This window comes from Pseudomonas entomophila, from assembly GCF_023277925.1.
GTDB classification, from domain to species: Bacteria; Pseudomonadota; Gammaproteobacteria; order Pseudomonadales; family Pseudomonadaceae; genus Aquipseudomonas; species Aquipseudomonas entomophila_D.
In genome coordinates this window covers 1,545,474-1,563,890 of record NZ_CP063832.1, presented here as the reverse complement: position 1 = coordinate 1,563,890, position 18,417 = coordinate 1,545,474, and the positions used below count along the sequence as shown (strand labels likewise).

15 protein-coding genes are annotated in these 18,417 nt (G+C 67.8%); 10 read left to right on the top strand and 5 right to left on the bottom strand.

All coding sequences use genetic code 11. The features are described from left to right. The first annotated feature begins 144 nt into the window (after positions 1–144). The 9 genes from IM733_RS06850 to IM733_RS06810 all read left to right on the top strand — a co-directional run bounded on the left by IM733_RS06850 (position 145) and on the right by IM733_RS06810 (position 9,629). Entirely contained in the window at positions 145–1,695 is a 1,551-nt protein-coding gene (locus IM733_RS06850) for a ShlB/FhaC/HecB family hemolysin secretion/activation protein (protein ID WP_248920145.1), read from the top strand. Between the two features lie 32 nt (positions 1,696–1,727). Further along, the gene (locus tag IM733_RS06845; RefSeq protein WP_248920144.1) at positions 1,728–3,533 is read left to right on the top strand and encodes a DUF2341 domain-containing protein; all 1,806 of its coding nucleotides are present in this window, start codon (positions 1,728–1,730) and stop codon (positions 3,531–3,533) included. Between the two features lie 10 nt (positions 3,534–3,543). Continuing rightward, a complete protein-coding gene (locus tag IM733_RS06840; protein ID WP_011534002.1) occupies positions 3,544–3,969 on the top strand; it encodes an ExbD/TolR family protein in 426 nt (141 codons plus the stop codon). 8 nt (positions 3,970–3,977) lie between these two features. Beyond that, on the top strand, positions 3,978–4,649 hold the full coding sequence (locus tag IM733_RS06835) for an energy transducer TonB family protein (RefSeq protein WP_248920143.1): 672 nt from the start codon (positions 3,978–3,980) through the stop codon (positions 4,647–4,649). A 38-nt stretch (positions 4,650–4,687) separates the two neighbouring features. Beyond that, positions 4,688–6,388 (top strand): putative porin, encoded by a 1,701-nt coding sequence (locus IM733_RS06830; protein ID WP_248920142.1) that lies wholly within the window; start codon positions 4,688–4,690, stop codon positions 6,386–6,388. A 15-nt stretch (positions 6,389–6,403) separates the two neighbouring features. Further along, positions 6,404–7,021, top strand: coding sequence for a DNA repair protein (locus tag IM733_RS06825; protein ID WP_432760397.1), 618 nt, complete (start codon positions 6,404–6,406; stop codon positions 7,019–7,021). Between the two features lie 29 nt (positions 7,022–7,050). Next, positions 7,051–7,515 (top strand): YbjN domain-containing protein, encoded by a 465-nt coding sequence (locus IM733_RS06820; protein WP_248920141.1) that lies wholly within the window; start codon positions 7,051–7,053, stop codon positions 7,513–7,515. Next, entirely contained in the window at positions 7,512–8,450 is a 939-nt protein-coding gene (locus IM733_RS06815; protein ID WP_248920140.1) for a peptidylprolyl isomerase, read from the top strand. Before IM733_RS06820 ends, IM733_RS06815 begins: the two co-directional genes overlap by 4 nt. Before the next feature lie 255 nt (positions 8,451–8,705). Further along, positions 8,706–9,629 (top strand): LysR family transcriptional regulator, encoded by a 924-nt coding sequence (locus tag IM733_RS06810; protein ID WP_248920139.1) that lies wholly within the window; start codon positions 8,706–8,708, stop codon positions 9,627–9,629. A gap of 85 nt (positions 9,630–9,714) precedes the next feature. Here the strand turns inward: IM733_RS06810 and alkB are convergent, their stop codons facing one another. The 5 genes from alkB to IM733_RS06785 form a co-directional block, all read right to left on the bottom strand. Next, positions 9,715–10,359: a DNA oxidative demethylase AlkB gene (alkB, locus tag IM733_RS06805; RefSeq protein WP_248920138.1), complete on the bottom strand. Its 645-nt coding sequence runs from the start codon at positions 10,357–10,359 to the stop codon at positions 9,715–9,717. Positions 10,360–10,551: 192 nt separating this feature from the next. Further along, on the bottom strand, positions 10,552–11,997 hold the full coding sequence (locus IM733_RS06800) for a curlin (protein WP_248920137.1): 1,446 nt from the start codon (positions 11,995–11,997) through the stop codon (positions 10,552–10,554). A gap of 19 nt (positions 11,998–12,016) precedes the next feature. After that, the gene (locus IM733_RS06795) at positions 12,017–12,487 is read right to left on the bottom strand and encodes a curlin (RefSeq protein ID WP_248920136.1); all 471 of its coding nucleotides are present in this window, start codon (positions 12,485–12,487) and stop codon (positions 12,017–12,019) included. A gap of 15 nt (positions 12,488–12,502) precedes the next feature. Next, positions 12,503–14,743, bottom strand: coding sequence for an Ig-like domain-containing protein (locus IM733_RS06790; RefSeq protein ID WP_248921132.1), 2,241 nt, complete (start codon positions 14,741–14,743; stop codon positions 12,503–12,505). 20 nt (positions 14,744–14,763) lie between these two features. Beyond that, the gene (locus tag IM733_RS06785) at positions 14,764–16,110 is read right to left on the bottom strand and encodes a hypothetical protein (protein ID WP_248920135.1); all 1,347 of its coding nucleotides are present in this window, start codon (positions 16,108–16,110) and stop codon (positions 14,764–14,766) included. Positions 16,111–16,500: 390 nt separating this feature from the next. On the opposite strand from IM733_RS06785, the gene IM733_RS06780 reads away from it, so the two are divergent. Beyond that, the gene (locus IM733_RS06780) at positions 16,501–18,414 is read left to right on the top strand and encodes a sigma-54-dependent Fis family transcriptional regulator (RefSeq protein WP_248920134.1); all 1,914 of its coding nucleotides are present in this window, start codon (positions 16,501–16,503) and stop codon (positions 18,412–18,414) included. Positions 18,415–18,417: the final 3 nt, after the last annotated feature.

The window sequence follows — 18,417 nt, the reverse complement described above, 5'->3', positions numbered from 1 at the left end:
GTTCAGCCTCAACCTGGCCCTGCTGCACAGCTGGCTGGCCCGTCACCACGGGCCGGGCACGCCCGATCACAACCACTAGAAACCCAACGAATTCCTGGCGCTCAAGGGGGCGGTGTGGAGCACTTTTTCTTCAAACGATGCGGCATGGGCGCAGGGGCACTGCTGTGCCTGCTGGCCGCCACGGCGCTTGCCAACGAGCCTGAACGCCGGGTCGAGATCAACGAGTACGTGGTGCGCGGCAACACCGTGCTCGACGCCCAGGCCATCGAGGAGGCGGTGTACCCGTACCTCGGTCCGGAGCGGACCCTGGCCGACCTCGAAGGGGCCCGCGAGGCCCTGCAGAAAAGCTACCAGGCCCGGGGCTACCAGTCGGTGTTCGTCGAGCTGCCGGAGCAGAAGGTCGAGGGCGGGGTGGTCTACCTGCAAGTCACCGAGACCAAGGTCGGCCGGGTGCGCGTGGTGGGGGCCAGGCACTATTCGCCGGTGGAGATTCGCGAGCAGGTGCCGGCGCTGGAGGAGGGCAAGGTGCCTGACTTCGCCCAGGTGCAGAACGAGCTGGCCAGCCTCAACCGAACGCCAGGCCGCCAGGTCCTGCCATTGGTGCGCGAGGGCCAACGGCCGGGCACCATGGACGTCGACTTGCAAGTCGAGGACAAGCAGCCCTGGAACCTCAGCCTGGGGTTGAACAACGACCACAGCGCCGACACCGAGAAGCTGCGCAGCGTCGTCAGCCTTGGCTACAACAACCTGTGGCAGGCCGGGCACAGCGTGTCGCTGACCTGGTTCACCGCCCCCGAGGACCGCGACAACGCCCAGGTCTGGTCCGGTTCCTACGCCGCGCCGCTGAATGATCGCTGGACGCTGCAGTTCTCCGGCTACCATTCCGACAGCAACGTGGCCACCGTGGGCGGCACCAACGTATTGGGCAAGGGCCATGCCTACGGCGTGTCCGCCCTCTACAACCTGCCGGGCGTCGGCGCCTGGGCCAATGCGCTGTCGATCGGCATCGATTTCAAGGACTTCGACGAGAAGGTCAGCCTGGGCGGCGACAACGACACGGTGCCGCTCAAGTACTCGCCCATTACCCTGGGCTACAACGGCTACCGCTTCACCGAGCACGACCAGTTGAGCCTGGGCCTGAGCCTGGTGGCCGGCACCCGCGGGCTGCTGGGGTACAACAGCGATGACCAGGCGTTCGACTACAAGCGCTACCGCGCCAATTCGAGCTTCGCCGCGCTCAAGGGCGACGCCAGCTACACCTTCGACTTCGCCGGGCAATGGCAGAGCGCCTCGAAGCTGGCCTTCCAGCTGGCCTCCGGGCCCCTGGTGTCGAACGAGCAATTCGCCGCCGGCGGCGCCACCTCGGTGCGCGGCTACCTGGCCGCCGAGCGCACCGGCGACGACGGCGTGCTGCTGTCCCAGGAGCTGCGCACCCCCTCCCTGGGCCGCTATGTCGGCAGCTATATCAGCGACTGGCGCTTCTACCTGTTCGCCGAAGGCGCCCAACTGCGCCTGCAGGATGCCCTGCCCGAGCAGGACGACCGCTACAGCCTGGCCAGCGCCGGCGTGGGCACTCGCGCCACGCTCAACGACTGGTTGTCCGGCAGCCTCGACTGGGCCGTGCCGCTGAAAGATGGCCCCAACACCGACAAGAACGCCTCGCGCGTGCACTTCAGCGTGCAGGCAACTTTCTGAATCACCGACTGACATCGCCCCGGAGAACCCCCATGCAACGCCTGATATTGACCCTGCTGCTGTGCCTGGGCTTCGCCCTGCCGGGCAGCGCCAGCGCCTGGTGGCAGGACGACTGGCTGTACCGCAAGCAGATTGCCGTGGACACCACCGCGCAAGGCGCCGGCCTGACCCAGGCACTGGGCCGCACCGCGTTGCTGGTGCGCCTGCACACCGGCAATTTCACCTTCGATGGCGTCAGCGAGACCGGCGCGGACATCCGCTTCGTCGGCGCCGACGACAAGACCGTGCTCAACCACTATGTCGAGCAGTTCGATCCGCTGATGGGCATGGCCCTGATCTGGGTCGACGTGCCGCGCATCGAGCCCGGCCAGCGCCAGGACCTGTGGATGTACTACGGCAACCCCAAGGCCCAGGCTGCCAACGGCCAGCCCAGTTTCGACGCCGACTACACCGCGCTGTACCACTTCGACGGCGCCAGCCCGCGCGATGCCAGCCCGTACGGCAATCAACTGCAAGGCCAGGCCGTGGCGGTCGACGGCGTGATCGGCCGGGCTATCCAGCTCGGTGGCCAGGCCCTGCACTTGCCGGCCAGTGCTTCGCTGCAACTGCCGGCCGGCGCGGCCTTCACCTTCAGCACCTGGCTGCGCCAGGACCAGGCGGTAGGCGAACAGTTGCTGCTGGCCCGCCGCGAGGCGGGGCACAGCCTGCTGCTGGGCTTGGCCCAGGGTGTGGCGTTCGTCGAGGTGGATGGCCAGCGTGCCAGCGCCAACCAGGCATTGACAGCTGGCCAGTGGCAACACCTGGCCCTGGTGGGCGAGGGCGGCAACCTGAGCCTGCTGGTCGATGGCCAGCCGGTGGCCCGCCTGGCTGTCAGCCTGGCCGCGTTCACTGGCACGGTGGGCATCGGCGGCGACTTGCCCGCCACCGAAGGCGCGCCCGCCAGCAGCTTCGGCCCCTTCGTCGGCGCGCTGGACGAGCTGCGCATCTCCCGCGTGGCCCGCAGCCAGGCCAGCCTGCAAGCGCAGGTGCTGGCCCAGGGCGCCGAGTCGCGCCTGGTGGCTTATGGCGTCGATGAAGAACAGTCGGGCTTCGGCTTCGGCAGCCTGGGCTTCCTGCTCAAGGCAGTGCCGGTCGATGCCTGGGTGATCATCGCCGTGCTGGTGCTGATGATGGTGCAGTCGTGGCTGATCATGCTGCGCAAGCAGCGCGCCCTGAGCCGGGTCACCGCCGCCAACGCGCAGTTCCGCGAACACTTCGCCACGGTGGGTACGCGCCTTGAGCAGTTCGCCGACGACCCAGGCCTGCACCAACGGTTGCAGGGCTCGTCGCTGTGGCGCCTGTACCTGGTGGCGGTGCAGGAACTGCGCACCCGCCGCGCCCAGGGCGCCGACACCAACGTGGTGTCCGCCGCCACCATCGAGGCGATCCGCTGCTCCATGGACGGTGTGCGCACCCGCGAGAACCAAGTGTTGTCATCCAAGCTCTCGACCCTGTCCAACGCCATTGCCGGCGGCCCCTACATCGGCCTGCTGGGCACCGTGCTGGGGATCATGGTGGTGTTCCTTGGTACGGCCATGGCCGGTGACGTGAACATCAACGCCATCGCCCCGGGCATGGCTGCCGCGCTGCTGGCCACCGCCATGGGCCTGTTCGTCGCGATCCCCGCGCTGTTCGGCTACAACCGCCTGACCACCCGTAACCGCGAAGTCGGTGCCGACATGCGGGTGTTCGTCGACGAGTTCATCACCCGCCTGGCCGAGCTGCATGGCGAAGGGCAGGCCGGCGAAGCGGCGCAGCGGCCCCAGGGCCGCGCGGTCAGCCCGTCGGTCCCGGCGTGAGGAGGCGGCCATGGCATCCGTGAACAACGCCCATGACGACGACGCCGACGCCGCGGTGGACAGCATCAACATCACCCCGCTGGTGGACGTGCTGATGGTGGTGCTGGTGATGTTCATCCTCACCGCCACCGCCCAGGTCTCGGGCATCCAGGTGCAACTGCCCAAGGCCAGCGCCTCGGTGTCGCTGGCCCAGCCCAAGACCAAGGCGATCTCGATCAACGACGCCGGCCAGGTGTTTCTCGACGCCTACCCGGTGACCTTGCAGGAGCTGGAGGACCGCTTGCGCAGCGAAAAGGCGCGCAACCCGGACTTCCCGCTGATCGTGCGCGGTGACGCCGGCGTGCAGTACCAGAAGGTGGTCGAGGTGCTCGATCTGCTGCGCCGTCTCGAACTGGCCCAGGTCGGGCTGGTCACCGGCAAGCCGAACCAGGGGTGAGGGCAGGCATGGAACGTACAGCCAACCCCCGCCGTCTGCTGACCTGGGCCGTGCTCGCCGTGGCGGGCGCGGGCCTGGCCTGGCTGCTGTGGCAGTGGGCCAACGACATGGCCGGGGTGCGCCGCGAGGCGCCCAAGGTGCCGGCGATCATCCCGTTGCCGCCCCCACCGCCACCGCCGCCGGAGCCGCCGAAGGAGCCCGAGCCGCCGGTCGAGGAGAAGATCGTCGAGCCGCAACCGGTGCCCGAGGCCGAGGAAGTCAAGCCGGCCGAGGACGCCCCGGACCCCGCCCAGGACCTGGCCGAGCCGATGCAGATGGACGGCGACGCGCAGGCGGGTGGCGACAGCTTCAACGTCGGTGCCGGCAAGGGCGGCGGCATGGCCGGTGGCGGCGGTGGGGGCCTGGGCAACGGCAGCTACAGCCAGTACCTGGCCTACGCCTTCCAGCGCCTGCTGCGCGACAACCCCGAGCTGCGCAACCTGGTGTTCAACCTGCAGGCCGAGATCTGGCTCAGCGCGGCCGGCGAGATCACCCGCGTCGAGCTGTTGCGCGGCAGCGGCGAGCCCGAGGTGGACGCCCAGGTGGTTGCTGCCCTGCGTGCCGCGCCGGCCCTCGACCAACGCCCACCCGCCAGCCTGACGTTGCCAGTAAAGATCGCCCTGCAAGGGCGCCGGCCATGAACAACGAAGCACGACTGACCCACAGGAGTTGCAAACCCATGAAGTGCCCAGTGAACCGATTGACCCTGGCGCTCGGCCTGCTGGCCGCCGCCACCGCGGTCGGTCCGGCCGTCGCCTACGCCGCGCCGTCGGAGAACGCGACCGTCAACCTGATCCGCCTGCTGGTGGAGCAGGGCGTGCTCAAGCAGGACAAGGCCGACGCGCTGATCGCCCAGGCCGAGCGCGAGGCCCAGCAGGCCCGCGCCGCCACCAGCGCCGCGCCGATCGTCGCCCAGGCCCCGGCGGCCAATGGCGAGGTGCGCGTGCAGTACGTGCCGGCCATCGTCCGCCAGCAGATCCGCGACGAAATCAAGGCTGAAGTGCTCAATACCGCCAAGCAGGAGAACTGGGCCGCGCCCAACAGCTTCCCCGACTGGGCCTCGCGCATCAGCTTCGACGGCGACCTGCGCCTGCGCGGCGAGTCGCGCTACTACGCCGACGGCAACAGCAACGAGATCGTCGATTTTGCCAAGCTCAACGAAAAGGGGCCCTACGACGTCAACCCCAACAGCAGCTCCAGCCTGCCGCCGCTGCTCAACACGCGGGAAGATCGCGACAGCATCCTGCGCCTGCGTGCGCGTTTCGGCCTCAAGGCGCAACTGGCCGAGCACTGGGTGGCGGGTATTCGCATCGCCACCGGCTCGAACAACAACCCGGTGTCGACCACCCAGAACCTGGGCGGCGGCTTCGGCAAGAAGGACCTGTGGCTCGACCAGGGCTATGTCAGCTGGAGCCCGAGCGAACGGCTGACCCTGACCGGCGGGCGTATCGCCAACCCGTTCATGTCCACCGACATCCTCTACTCCCATGACCTCAACTTCGACGGCCTGGCGGCGATCTTCGACCAGCCGCTGAACCGCGACCTCAGCCTGTTCGGCACCGTTGGCGCGTTCCCGGTGCAGTACAGCGACGACAGCGCCAGCAGCAACGGTTTCGACAAGGAAGACAGCGAGAACAAGTGGCTGTACGGCGCCCAGCTGGGCGCCAAGTGGGCGATCAACGACCACCACCGGCTCAAGGGCGCCATGGCCTACTACCGTTTCGACGATATCGCAGGCCAACGCTCCAGCCCCTGCGCGCCCTGGAACGGCCAGCCGGGCTGCGACAGCGACGAGACCCGGCCGACCTTCATGCAGAAGGGCAACACCCTGTTCCTGCTGCGCGACATCACGCCCAACCCGGCCAACCCGGCAGCTACGCCGCAGCCGCAATTCGTGGGGATCGCCTCGGAGTTCGACCTGCTCGACCTGAACCTGGTGTGGGACGCCGACCTGCCCCGCGACTTCAAGCTGCGCAGCCAGGCCAACTACGTCCACAACCTGGCCTACGACGAGGGCGACATGCGCAAGCGCGCGGCCGGCCAGTTGGCCAACAACGTCGACGAGAACGGCAACATCAAGAGCGGCAGCGATGCCTGGATGTTCCAGTTCACCCTGGGTAACGCCCTGGACATGCGCAAGGCGGGCGACTGGAACCTGTTCGCCGGCTACAAGCGCATCGAGCCCGACGCGCTGCCGGACGGCTTCAACGATTCCAGCTTCCACCTGGGCGGCACCAACGCCAAGGGCTACTTCCTCGGCGGCAACTACGGCTTGGCCGACAACGTCCATGCCACAGCCCGTTGGTTGAGCAGCGAAGCGGTCTACGGCGCGCCGTTTGATATCGATGTGCTACAACTTGAAGTCAACACGCGGTTCTAGGGAAGGAGCACGGGCATGAACAAGGGAGCCTATCGCCGTCGTTGCACCTGGCTGATGCTGGCCCTGGGCGCGAGCCTGGCGGCCTCGGTGTCGGCCGACACCCTCGAGGAGCGCCTGCGCGCCCAACTGCGCAGCACCACCCAGCAATTGCAGGCCCTGCAGAGCGAGCAAGCCCAGGCCAGTGCCGCCCGCCAGGCCGCCGAGCAGCAGCGCGACGCCGCCCAGGCGCAGGTGCGCGAACTGACCGCGCAGCTGGCCAGCCAGCAACAGGCCATGCACAGCCAGGCCCAGGCGCTGGTGGCCAGCAGCAACGAGCAACTGCACAAGTACAAGCAAGCCTACGAGGAGCTGCTGGGCATGGCCCGGGGCAAGGAAGGCGAGCGCGCCGCGCTGCAGGCCCAACTGACCGAGCGTGACGGCCAGGTGAGCCAGTGCCAGGCGCGCAACCAACAGATGTACGGGGTGGCCAAGGAGATGCTGGCCGCCTACGAGAAGGTCGATATCGCCGATGTCGTGAACATGCGCCAGCCCTTCGCCGGCGGAGCCCGGGTACGTTTCGAGGAGCTGGCCCAGGCCTACGGCGATCGACTCTACGAAAGCCAGTTCGATGCCCCCAAGGGCGTCAACCCGTGACGATTCAACCACCACAAGGAAGGCAAGACATGACCGAAGTCACCCTGATCGAAACCGTGAGCGCCGACTCCCTCACCAAGCTGTTGCAGGACGCTGGCTGCCGGGTCAACCGCAGCGAGCAGAATGCCGTGGTGCAGTTGCTCAGTGCCAGCCAGGGCGTGGGCTATGCCGTTCGTTTCGGCAATCCTGCGCAGGGGCAGGCGGGCGAATTCCTCGATTTCACTTTCAGCTGCGCCCTGCGTATCCAGGGCGAGCTGCCAGCAGGCCTGGCCGAACGCTGGAACGCCTCGCGACGCTTTGCCCGCCTTTCGGTGCAGGGCGAGTTCCTGGTGATGGAAAATGACGTGGTGGTCGCCGATGGCGTCAGCGAGAAGCACCTGCTGGGCAGCCTGCTGCTGTGGGATCGGCTGTTGCAGGAGTTCATCGTCTACCTGCGTGACTACAGCCGTAACGTAGCCGAGCAGGCCGGCAGCGAAGCGGTGAGCGCCTCGTGACGGCGCGTGCGCTCTGGGCCGGCGCTGGCGCGCTGGCCCTGGTCGCGGTGGCGCTCGCCCTGGCCTTGCGCCCGGGCGACGAGCCGGTGGCGGCGGCCCTTCAGGCACCGCTCGACAATGGCCCGACCCTGGCCCGGCTGGGAGAGCAGCAGGTGGGTAGCGGCGAGCTCAAGGCGCTGTTCGCCCAATTGCCCGAGGACGCCCGCGCCAGCCTGCGCGGTGACCGGCCGGCACTGGAAGCCTGGATCCGCGCGCGCCTGGCGGAAAAGGCGCTGTACCAGCAGGCCGAAGCCCAAGGCTGGTTGCAGCGCCCGGACATCCAGGCCCAGACCCGTGCCGCCACCGAGCAGATCGTGCTGCGCGACTACCTCGAATCGGTGAGCAAGGTGCCCGACGACTACCCCAGCGAGGCTGATCTCAAGCAAGCCTACGAGGCCGGCAAGGCCGGGCTGCAGTTGCCGGCGCGTTACCGCCTGAGCCAGATCTTCCTGCGGGTGGAGAACCCCAGGGACGACGAAACCGTGCGCAAGCAGGCCCAGGCGCTGGCCAAGCAGGCCCAGGCCAGCGACGCCGATTTCGCCGCGTTGGCCCGGGAGCACTCGCAGGATGCCGGCACGGCCGCCAACGGCGGTGACACGGGCTTGCAAGCCTTGGCCCAGCTGTTGCCGGAGGTGCGCGGCGTGGTCTCCCGGCTCAAGGTAGGCACGGTCAGCGAGCCGGTGCAGAGCGCGGCGGGCTACCACATCGTCAAGCTGGTCGAGCAGCAACCGGCCCGCGCGGCGACGTTCGACGAGGTCGCGCCGCGCCTGCGCCAGGTGCTGCGTGCCCAGCGCCAGGAGCAGGTGGCCAAGGCCTATGTCGAGGGCATGTTCGACAGCGCCACCCTGAGCATCGATGGCGCGGCGTTGAACCAGGTGCTGGAGAGCAGCCGCTAGTGTCCTGTCTCGGGAATACGTTCTCTTTTGGCGAGTGGCTTGGGTGTTCGGCCAAGGCGCCGCGACGAGTCATAGCAGGGCTGTGGCGAAGAGTGGCAACGCTGGCCGGGCGCCCAAGACGCCGCCAAAAGTGAACAGCTTGTTTCCGAGACAGGACACTAGACCCATCATGGAAGAACCGGGCCCGGGCGTCGGGCCCGTGGGAGGCAAGGGATGCCGATCGACCTGTCTCGGGGTCAAGCCCCGGATACCGCCATGCCCGTCGTGCGCCCGCAGGTGCCGTTGGCGCTGGACGAACAGACCCTGGACTGTTTTGTCATTACCGCCCGTTGCGGCTGCTTCATGCAGGCGGCCCGGCGGCTGAACCTCAAGCCGGTGGCGCTGCGCAAGCGCCTGGCCGTGCTGGAAGCACGGCTGGGCTATGGCCTGTTCATCAACCGCAACAACACGCCCGTGCTCAGCCAGCAAGGCGAGCGCTTGCTGCTGGCCCTACAGGCGCGTGAGCCCGACGCGCCTGCACCCGCGCGCGTGCAGGCCACGCCGGTACGCCTGGCGGTAGCCGAGCCGCTGTTGCAGGACCTGCTGGGGCGCAACCTGATCAACCTTGTGCGCCAACACGCGGGCATGCGCCTTGAAGTGGTCACCCTCGATGGGCGTCAGGGCCCGCAGCAGGAGGTCGATGTAGCGCTTTGGCTGGGAGATCTGCGCGCCCCCGATCGGTTCGAAGCGCCTGCCGAGGCGCTGGCCACCTTCGAGTACCTGCCGCACATTGCCAAGCGCTATGTGCGCGAGGCGAATCGTCCCGGCCGCCTGGCGGACTTGCAGGACTACATGCTGGTGCAATGGCAGGGAGAGGCGGGCGTGGCTGCGCTAGCCCAGTGGCAGGCCTTGCTTGCAGGGCGATCTGCGGGGGTGACCTGCATCCAGGGTTATGAGATGTACTGCCAGTTGATCAAGTGCAGCGCCAGCGTTGGCTTGTTGCCGCATTACGCGGGGCATCTGGACCGTGGCCTGCTGGCCTTGCCGGGTTTGTTCCAGGAACCGATGCGGCGACGGGTGTGGCTGGCGGTCAACGGCGATACCGAGGGCGATCCGCTGGTGCAGGTGATGGTCGGGGCGGTCCGGGCGGCATTCGAAGAGCGGCGGGAGTGGTTCAAGAACGCCGCCATGCCCCTGTAGGAGCCAGCCTTGCTGGCGAAGGGGACGCCGACAAGGCTGCGCCTTGTTTCGCCAGCAAAGCTGGCTCCTACGGGGTGCTGTGTGGTTATCCGGCCTTGCGCAGGGTCAGGTTGATACGCCGTTCACCCAGGCGAGGGTGCACACCAGGCTTGATCGGCAACACCCCGTGAAAGCGCAGGCGGTCTTCACCGCCCCACACCAGCACGTCCCCGTGGTTCAAGGGAATGCGTCGGGTACGATCGCTTCGTTGAAGGCCACCCAACAGGAACACGGCCGGCAACCCCAGTGAGATCGACACGATCGGGTGCCCATAGTCTTGCTCATCGCGATCCTGATGCAGGCTCAGGCGTGTCCCGGGCACATAGTGGTTGACCAGGCAGGCGTCGGGCACGAAACCCTCGAACCCCGCGGCCGCTGCCGCCTGGCGTGCCAGGTTCAGCAAGACTGGGGGCAGGGTGGGCCATGGCTGGCCGCTTTTCGGATCGGTGGGGGTGTAGCGGTAGCCGCGTTCGTCGCTGATCCAGCCCAGCGCGCCGCAGTTGGTCAGGGCGACCGCCATGTGCTGGCCGCCGGGTGTGCGCATGTGGCGAAACGGTGCGGCGCGCAGAATCGGGCGCAGGGCGTCCAGCAGGGGCTCGATGTCGTTCAGGGCGAAGCCGGGCAGCAGCACGGTCTGGCTGGCCAGGTGCTGGGGCTGAGGGCCGAACAGGTCGAGGTCGGACTGGATCATGGTGAGGAGGATTGGGCTGGGTTGGGCGATTGTATAGTGGGTGGTTGAAAACCTGTAGGAGCGGATTCATCCGCGATGCGCCGCGCGGGCGGCGCTCGATCTCAAGACCGCTGCAACGCTCCCGACGAACCCCATGAAGAACGAACCGCAGCACCAGGAAACCCAGGCACTGCGGTCCAAGGGGGAAGAGGATCACTGCTGCGTAACGGTCGCCATGTTGGTATTGCCGAATTGGTTGATGGTCGCCGTCTGACTGGCCCCGCTCTGGTCGACGAACGCCTGGTTGCCGTTACCGCCCTGGGTCACGTAGGCGACATTGACCCCGTCTGTCTGCTTCACGGTCGCCTGGTTGCCACTGCCATACAGCTGGTAGGTGAAGCTCTGGTTACCACTGCCCGACTGGTCCAGGGTCACGCTGCCGCCATTGCCGGCCGCCACACCCTCAGCGTAGTTGCCGCTACCCCGCTGGTCGGCGATCAGCAGGTTGTCGCTGCCGTTCTGTTCGAAGTACAGCTCGTTGTTGCTGTCGGCCTGCTTGGTTTCCATCTGGTTGCGGTTGCCGTTCTGGTTCAACCGGGCCAGTTGGCTGCTGCCTTTCTGCTCGAAGTTGACACTGTTGCCGTTGCCGGCCTGGTTGACCACCGCCCGCTGGCTGTCGCCGAACTGCCCCCCGAACTTGTCGCCCTTCCAGTTGCTGGCCAGGATCTTGTTGCCGTTGCCCGTCGTATTGATGCTCAGGCTATGGTTGTCGCCGGTCTGGTAGGTGAAGTGCAGGTTATTGCTACCGGTCTGGCTGATGCTGGTCACCGACTGGTTGCTCTCGAACTGGTCCGACCAACTGGCGTTGGCGCGCCCGGTCTGGCTCAGGCTGGCACTGTTGCCCTGGCCGAAGCTCTGGTCGATATAACCCTCGTTGAGTTGCCCGGTCTGGTAGACGTTGGCCTGGCTGGCGGCTTGGTTGTCCTGCCACACCTCGACCGAGTGCCCGGTGCCGTACTGGCTGATACCAATGGTGCCGCCCAGGCCGTCGCGCTGGTCGCCGTAGGCCCAGTTCTGCTTGCCGTCCTGGTGGATGGCGATATCGCCGTTGTTGTGGGTCAGGTGCTCGGCGGCGGCCTGGTTGTCGCTGCCAGCCTGCATGACCAGGCTCTTGTTGTTGCTGCCGCCGAACAGTTGCTCGACGGTGGCATCGTTGCGTTGCCCCGACTGCAAGGTGGTGGCCTGGCTGCCCAGCTGGGTGTCCTGCCAGATGATCGAATGATTGCCGCTGCCGTCCTGCACCTGCAGGGCCTGGTTGTTCTCGCCCACCGACTGGCTGGCGAAGGCATCGTTGAGCGTGCCGCCGGCCTGCTGGGTGATCTGGCTGCCGTTCTCGAACAACTGCTCGGCGTAGCCGGCGTTGAACGAGCCGCTGGCACTCTGCTGGATGTGGCTGGTGCTGCTGTCCTGCACCGCCATGTGGTTGTGGTCGTGGCCGGTCTGGTCCTGGGTGGCCGAGGCGAACGGCGCCAGGGTCTGTTTCACTTCGGCGATATTCTTGTTGCCTTGCTGGGTCTGGGTCGAGCTGCTGTCGGCGGCCATGGCCTGGCCGGCCAGGGCCAGGACAATGGCGGCGCTCAGGGGGGCGAGCTTGTTCATGGTGGTGCCTCCAGGTCTGCTAACGGTATTGGGTGATGTGGATGTGCTGGCCATTGCCGGCCTGGGTCACGCTGCTGTTCAGCCCCGTGCCGCGCTGGTCGATGGTGGCGCTGTTGAGGTTGCCGACCTGCTCGATGGCGGCGCTGTTGCCGCTGCCGCTCTGGCGGATCGTCGCGTTGTTGCCGTAGCCCTGTTGCGTGATCGTGGCCATCAGGTCGCTGCCTTCCTGCAGGATGTAGGCTTCCTGCGCGCCCCCGGCCTGGACGATGCGGCCCAGCAGGGCCTGGCCGTTCTGGTCGAGGGCGGCGCGGTTGCCGTTGCCCTGTTGCTCGATCACCGCGGCCTGGCCGCTGCCCACTGGCAGCACATGCACCAGCAGCGGCTCGCCAAGGTCGTTGCCGGCCGCGAGGTCGGCGTTGTCCATCAGGTCGTCGGCCTGTGCCTGGCCGGCGAGGGCCAGGCACAGCAGCAGGGTGGTCAGGCGTGGCATGGCGTTCTCCCTGGCCTATTGCACGGTCACGTTGACGGTGCGCGTGGTGCCCTGGCTGGTGGTCACCGTCGCTGTCGGGTTGGCGGTCGGGATCGCCGTGGTGCTGTTGCTCACCGCCAGGCGCCAGCGGCCGGTCACCGGCACGGTGGTGGTGCCCAGGGTCTGCACGCCGGTGGTGGTGGTCACCCGTACCGTGATGGTGTTGCCGGTGGTTACCGACGAGGTGCCGCTGATGTCCCAGTTGTAGCGGTTGTTCGAGCGCGCCGTGACCGTGGCCGCGGTGACCGCGAAGGTCTCCTGGGCAGGCCGTGGCGACACCTGCACGGTGACCGTGCCGGGGCTGGACAACGCACCTAGGGCATCCCGGGCGACGTAGGTGAAGCTGGTGGTGAACGGCGCGGTGACCGTGGCCGGTGGCGTGTAGGTGATCACGCTGCCGTCGGTACTGACCGTGCCGCGGCCGGCCGGGGTCGGCTGGGTGACGCTGGCGATGGCCAGCGGCAGGTTGCCTTCCGGATCGGTGTCGTTGGCCAGGGCATTGAGGGTCAGTGGCACGCCGAGGGTGGCGGCGCTGTCGGCCACCGCAGTCGGCGGCTGGTTGGGCGCCACGTTGACGCTGACCGTGGCCGGGGTCGACTTCAGGCCCTTGGCATCCATCGCGCGGTAGCTGAAGGTGGCCACCAGCGGCGAGGTGGCACCGCTGGGCGGGGTGTAGGTCACCGAGGTGGTGCCATTCATCACCACGCCACCCAGGCCGGTACCGGGCTGGGTGAGGTCGCTGATGCTCAGCGGCATGTTGCCGTCCGGGTCGCTGTCGTTGGCCAGCAGGTTGAGGGTGATGGGCACCCCGACACTGGTGGCGCCGCTGTCGGCCTGGGCCAGTGGTGGCTGGTTGTCGGCCTGCACCGGGGCGTTGCCAGCTACCACCACCGGCTCGACGTCCATGCCGCCGTGGGCGGACTTGACGGTGATGCTGGCCGGCGGCTGGGCCAGGTCGTTGACCGTCAGGCTCTGCTGCACGCCGGCCTTGGACATGCGCCCGAAGCCCTGTACCAGCAGGTCGGGCACCAGCACTTCGTCGCTGGAACGGGCCTCGATCAGCAACCGTTTGTTGGCCCAGTCGTAGCGTGCGTTGGTAACCCGCACGACATCGCTGAGTTTGCTCGACAGTGCAGTCGGGCGTGTGGTGCCGGTGGGGTCGCTGGCGGTGACCACCACCACCGACGGCGGTACTGCCTGGCTCAGCTGTTGGCTGAAGAACAACCCGTTGTTGTCGGCTAGAAGGTTGAACTGGCACGGCGAAGGCGGCGAGCCGACCAGCGCCAGGCCGTTGCGCAGGCACAGGCTGGCATTGTTCGGCGCCTTGGCGAAGACCTCGACGCGGGTACCGGCGCCATTGCGTTGGTAGGTGGCGCGTTCGAGTTGCACCGGGGTCTGCTGGCGGGCGTCGAGGACCTTGCCGGACACCGTGAAGACATTGGTCTGGATCGTCCCAGCCGGCCCCTGGATGCGCACGAAGTTGGTGTTGTTCGGGCTACCAGTCACCGCTTCGGTGATGTTCGGGTCGCCGATGAAGGTCTCGCTGGCGCCGGTGTCGGGGTTGACCGCCGTATAGGGACCACCGACCCCGCGCAGGAATGGGCCGAGGTTGCCGTTCAGCGCGGCGCTGAAGTTGCCGGGGGCGCCGATGCCGATGTCGCGGGTGATATTGATGGCGCGGCGGCCGACCTGGTTGGCGGCAACGGTGACGGTCTCCACGCCGTAGGGGTGGGTGACGGTGTAGGTGCCGGCTTGCGGCACCGAGGCGCGGATGCGGATCCGGGCGAAGCTCTGCTGGTCGCCATCGACCGGGTTTTCGGCGGCGAAGGCCGCCTCCAGCCCAGCGACATAGACCTCCAGCTCGTAGCCGCTGTTGCCCACCGCCGGGATCGCGGTCTCGGCGAGGAACCAGAACATCTCCGGTGGCCAGTTGTCGGGGAACACCAGCGGCAGGGTGTCGTCGTAGACGCCGGGCTCGGGCAACAGGGTGCACAGGTAGGCCGGTGCCCCCGGCGCGCCTGGGGCTCGCGTGCTGGTGGCGCGTGACTGGCAAAGCTCCAGCGACAGGTTGGTGGCGTCCTTGTACCACATGGGGTAGCCCCCGGTGGCGAAGGTGTAGGGGCCCGGGTCGACCTCGGTCAGCGCGGCCCAGGCCGCGCCACTGACGGTGAGGGTGAAACCGGCGGCGCACAGCGCCCGGCGTGACCAGATGTTCATGCTGCCTCCCAGGAATCTGTTCATGGCACCAGCACCACGTCTTCGCTGTCGCTGCCGCCGTTGGCGCTGGTGACCTGCACCTTGGCCGGCGGGATGGGCGACAGCCCGGTGGTCAGGGTCTTCACCGCGCCATTGCCGCTCAGGCTGCCGATCAGCGTGCCGTTGCCGGTGCGGGCGGTGAGCGCGGGCGGGCTGGTCTCGTCGCTGCTGCTGGCGACCAGGGTCAGTTGGCCGCTGGCCAGGCTGTACTCGGCGCGGCTGATCACCACCAGGTCGGTCAACGGCATCGGCGCCGTGGTCGGCGTGCTGCTGGCGATGGCCAGGCTGTTGTCGGCGGTGACCTGCAGGGTCAGCGGCAAGGTTGGGTTGAGTACCGACTGGGCGTACCAGGCACCGGTGCCGTTGGCCTCGCTCAGGGGCAGCGCCGGGTTCTGGCTGGACAGCGTCACCGTGGCCGGGGCCGGGGGCGCCATCACGAACACGTCCTGCTGGGCACGCAGGTCGCCGTTCTCGGTGTGCCGCGAATAAGTGCTGCGCTGCGGGATCAGCGGGGTGGGGCGGGTGACCGTGGATAGCTTGCCGGACACCGCGAACAGCTCGGTGCGCAGGTCGAGCCCGTTGGGGCCTTCGATGCGCACGAAGTTGGTGTTGAACGGGCTGCCGGTGACCGGCTCCGACAGGTTCGGGTCGCCGACGAAGCGTTCGCTGGCGCCGTTGCTGGGGTTGGTCTCGGTGTAGGGGCCGTTGACGCTGCGCAGGAACGGCCCGATATCGCCTTTGAGCGCGCCGGTATGGTCACCCGGCGAGCCGATGCCGATATCGCGGGTCATGTTGATCGCCCGGCGCCCCGGGGTCTGCACGTCGAACACCTCCACGCCATAGGGGTGGGTGATCACGTAGGTGCCGGCCACCGGCACGTCGACGCGGATGCGCACCCGGGCAAAGCTGACCTGGTCGCCATCCACCGGCTCCTCGGCGCTGAACGCCGCCTCGATGGCCGAGACGTAGCTCAGGTCGATGCCGCGGGCGGCATCGACGAGCGCGGCGTCGGCGGTGAACCAGAACGCTTCGTCGGGGAAGTTGCTGGGGAAGACGATGGGCTGGGTGTCGTCGAACACCCCCGGGGTGGGCAGCAGTGTGCACATGTACGACGGCGCGCCGGGGGCACCGGCCACCCGCGAGCTTACGGCCTTGGACAGGCATAGGTCGAGGGTGCGGCCATGGCTGTCCTGGAACCAGGCCGGGAACTTGCCGTTGGGCAGGGTGTAGGGCCCGCTGTCGACCGCGTACAGCGCAGCCTGGGCCGGGAGCTGGAGCAGGCCGGCGAAGATCGCCACGGCCAGCGGATGGGGTTTGGGTCGGTGCATGACTCGCTTCCTCCTGCGAACGGGCCCAGGGGATGGGGCGTCTGGGGAGGGATCGGCAACAGTTGTGCCAGGTTTTGAACGGGCTTTGCTGAAGGCTCTGGGGCAGTGGTTTCAGCGGTTCGTCGAATAGCCGTGGCAGGTATTGCAGGTGGGCGGGTAGACCCAGCATTGGGGAATGGGGCAAGTGTCCGCCGCTCCTTTTCTAGCGCCTGTGGGATTTAGCGCCGCTCGCGGATGAATCCGCGATGCGCCACACGGGCGGTGCCCGATCGCATGGTCACTGCGACGCTTGCGACATGCACCTGATGACGCCCAACCAATTCTCAAGCACACTGCCGAAAAAACCGATGCCCGTTGCCCCGTAGTGCCGGGGCACAACTGGAGCACGCAATGGCGCGACAAACACCCATAACAACCGCCCATGACCCGCTGCACGAATCCCGCCTGGCCCGCCTCAGGCTGGCCAGCGAGGGCAAGCTGCCCTCAGGTGTGCTGCGCGACGAGATCGACGCCTCCTGGCGCCGCAGCCTGGGCCATGGCCTGGACTGCCTGCAGGGCGAGCAGGTGGGCCAGGGCATTCGCCATGGCCTGGACCTGGGCGCGCTGCTCGAGCACAACCGCCTGCTGATCGACGCGGCCACCCCCGAACTGGACTACCTGGTCAAGCGCCAGGGCAAGAGCGGCATCGTCATCCTCGGCGACGCCCAGGCCAACGTGCTGGCCATCGAGGGCCACAAACACGTGCTGGAACGCGAGGGCCTGCGCGACCTGCACCCTGGCAGTTGCTGGAGCGAAGCGCTGCGCGGCACCAACGCCATCGGCACGGCGGTGGTCGAAGGCCAACCGACCCTGATCAACTGCGGCGAGCACTACCTCGACCGCCTCAGCCCGTTCTCCTGCACCTCGGTGCCGCTGCGTGACCCGCGTGGCGAGGTGATCGGCGTGCTCGATGTAACCCGCGAAGGGGTGATGGCGCAGCCCCAGGACAACCTGTCCACCTTGCTGCTGGCCGCCGGCACTATCGAGAGCCGGCTGTTCGGGCTGTATCACCCCGAACACCTGGTACTGGCCTTCCATTGCCGACCTCAGTACCTGGCCAGTGCCTGGCAAGGGCTGTTGGCGTTGAGCCTGGATGGCGAAGTCCTGGCCGCCAATGACAATGCTTGCCAGCTGTTGCAGGTGGCGCGTCCGGCACTGCTCGGGCGGCGCTGCAGCGACCTGATGGGCGAACGCTCGCCAGCCTTCATCGCCCGCCTGTGGCAGGGCGGGACGAGCAGCGTGCAGACCGCCAAGGGCGAGTTCTTCTTCCGTGCACTGCAGTTGCCTCGTCATGGCCAGGTCAGTGGCACGACCACGCTCGGCAAACCGCCCGCGCCACCGAAAACCCAGGCCCTGGAAGCCCTGGCCGGTGGCGACGCGCGCCTGGCCCGGGCCCTGCGCATGGCCCGTCAGGGGCTGGCCAACGGCCTGCCGGTGTTGTTGCTGGGCGAGACCGGCACCGGCAAGGAGGTGGCAGCCCGCGCCCTCCACCAGGCCGGCCCGAGGGCCGACAAACCCTTCATCGCGGTCAACTGCGCGGCGATTCCCGAAGGCCTGATCGAGTCCGAGCTGTTCGGTTACCGCGAGGGCGCCTTCACCGGGTCGCGTCGCGGCGGTATGGTCGGTCGGTTGATACAGGCCCATGGCGGCACCTTGTTCCTCGACGAGATCGGCGACATGCCGCTGGCCTTGCAGGCCCGCCTGCTGCGGGTACTGCAGGAGCGTCGGGTGGCGCCGCTGGGGGCGGGCGACGAACAGGAGATCGACGTGGCGCTGATCTGCGCCACCCACCGCGACCTCAAGCGCCTGGTCAGTGAACAGCACTTTCGCGAGGACCTCTACTACCGCGTCAATGGTGTCGCCCTGCGCCTGCCGGCGCTGCGCGAGCGCGACGACCTGGCAGCGATCATCCAGGGCCTGCTGGACAAGTCCGGCGCCCGAGGCGTGAGCCTGGACACCTCCTTGGCGGCATTGCTCGAAGGCTTCGACTGGCCGGGCAATATCCGCCAGCTGGAGATGGTCGTGCGCACTGCACTGGCCATGCGCGAGGACGACGAGCAGGTGCTGACCCTCGACCACCTCACCGACTGCCTGCTAGACGAACTGGCCAGTGGCACGGCGTCGTCCGGCAGCCTGCGCGACAGCGAGCTGGAGCAGATCCGCGGGGCACTGGCGCGGCACCAGGGCAATGTTTCGGCCGCCGCCCAGGCGCTGGGGATCAGCCGCGCGACCCTGTATCGCAAGCTCAAGCAATTGCGGGGTTGAGCG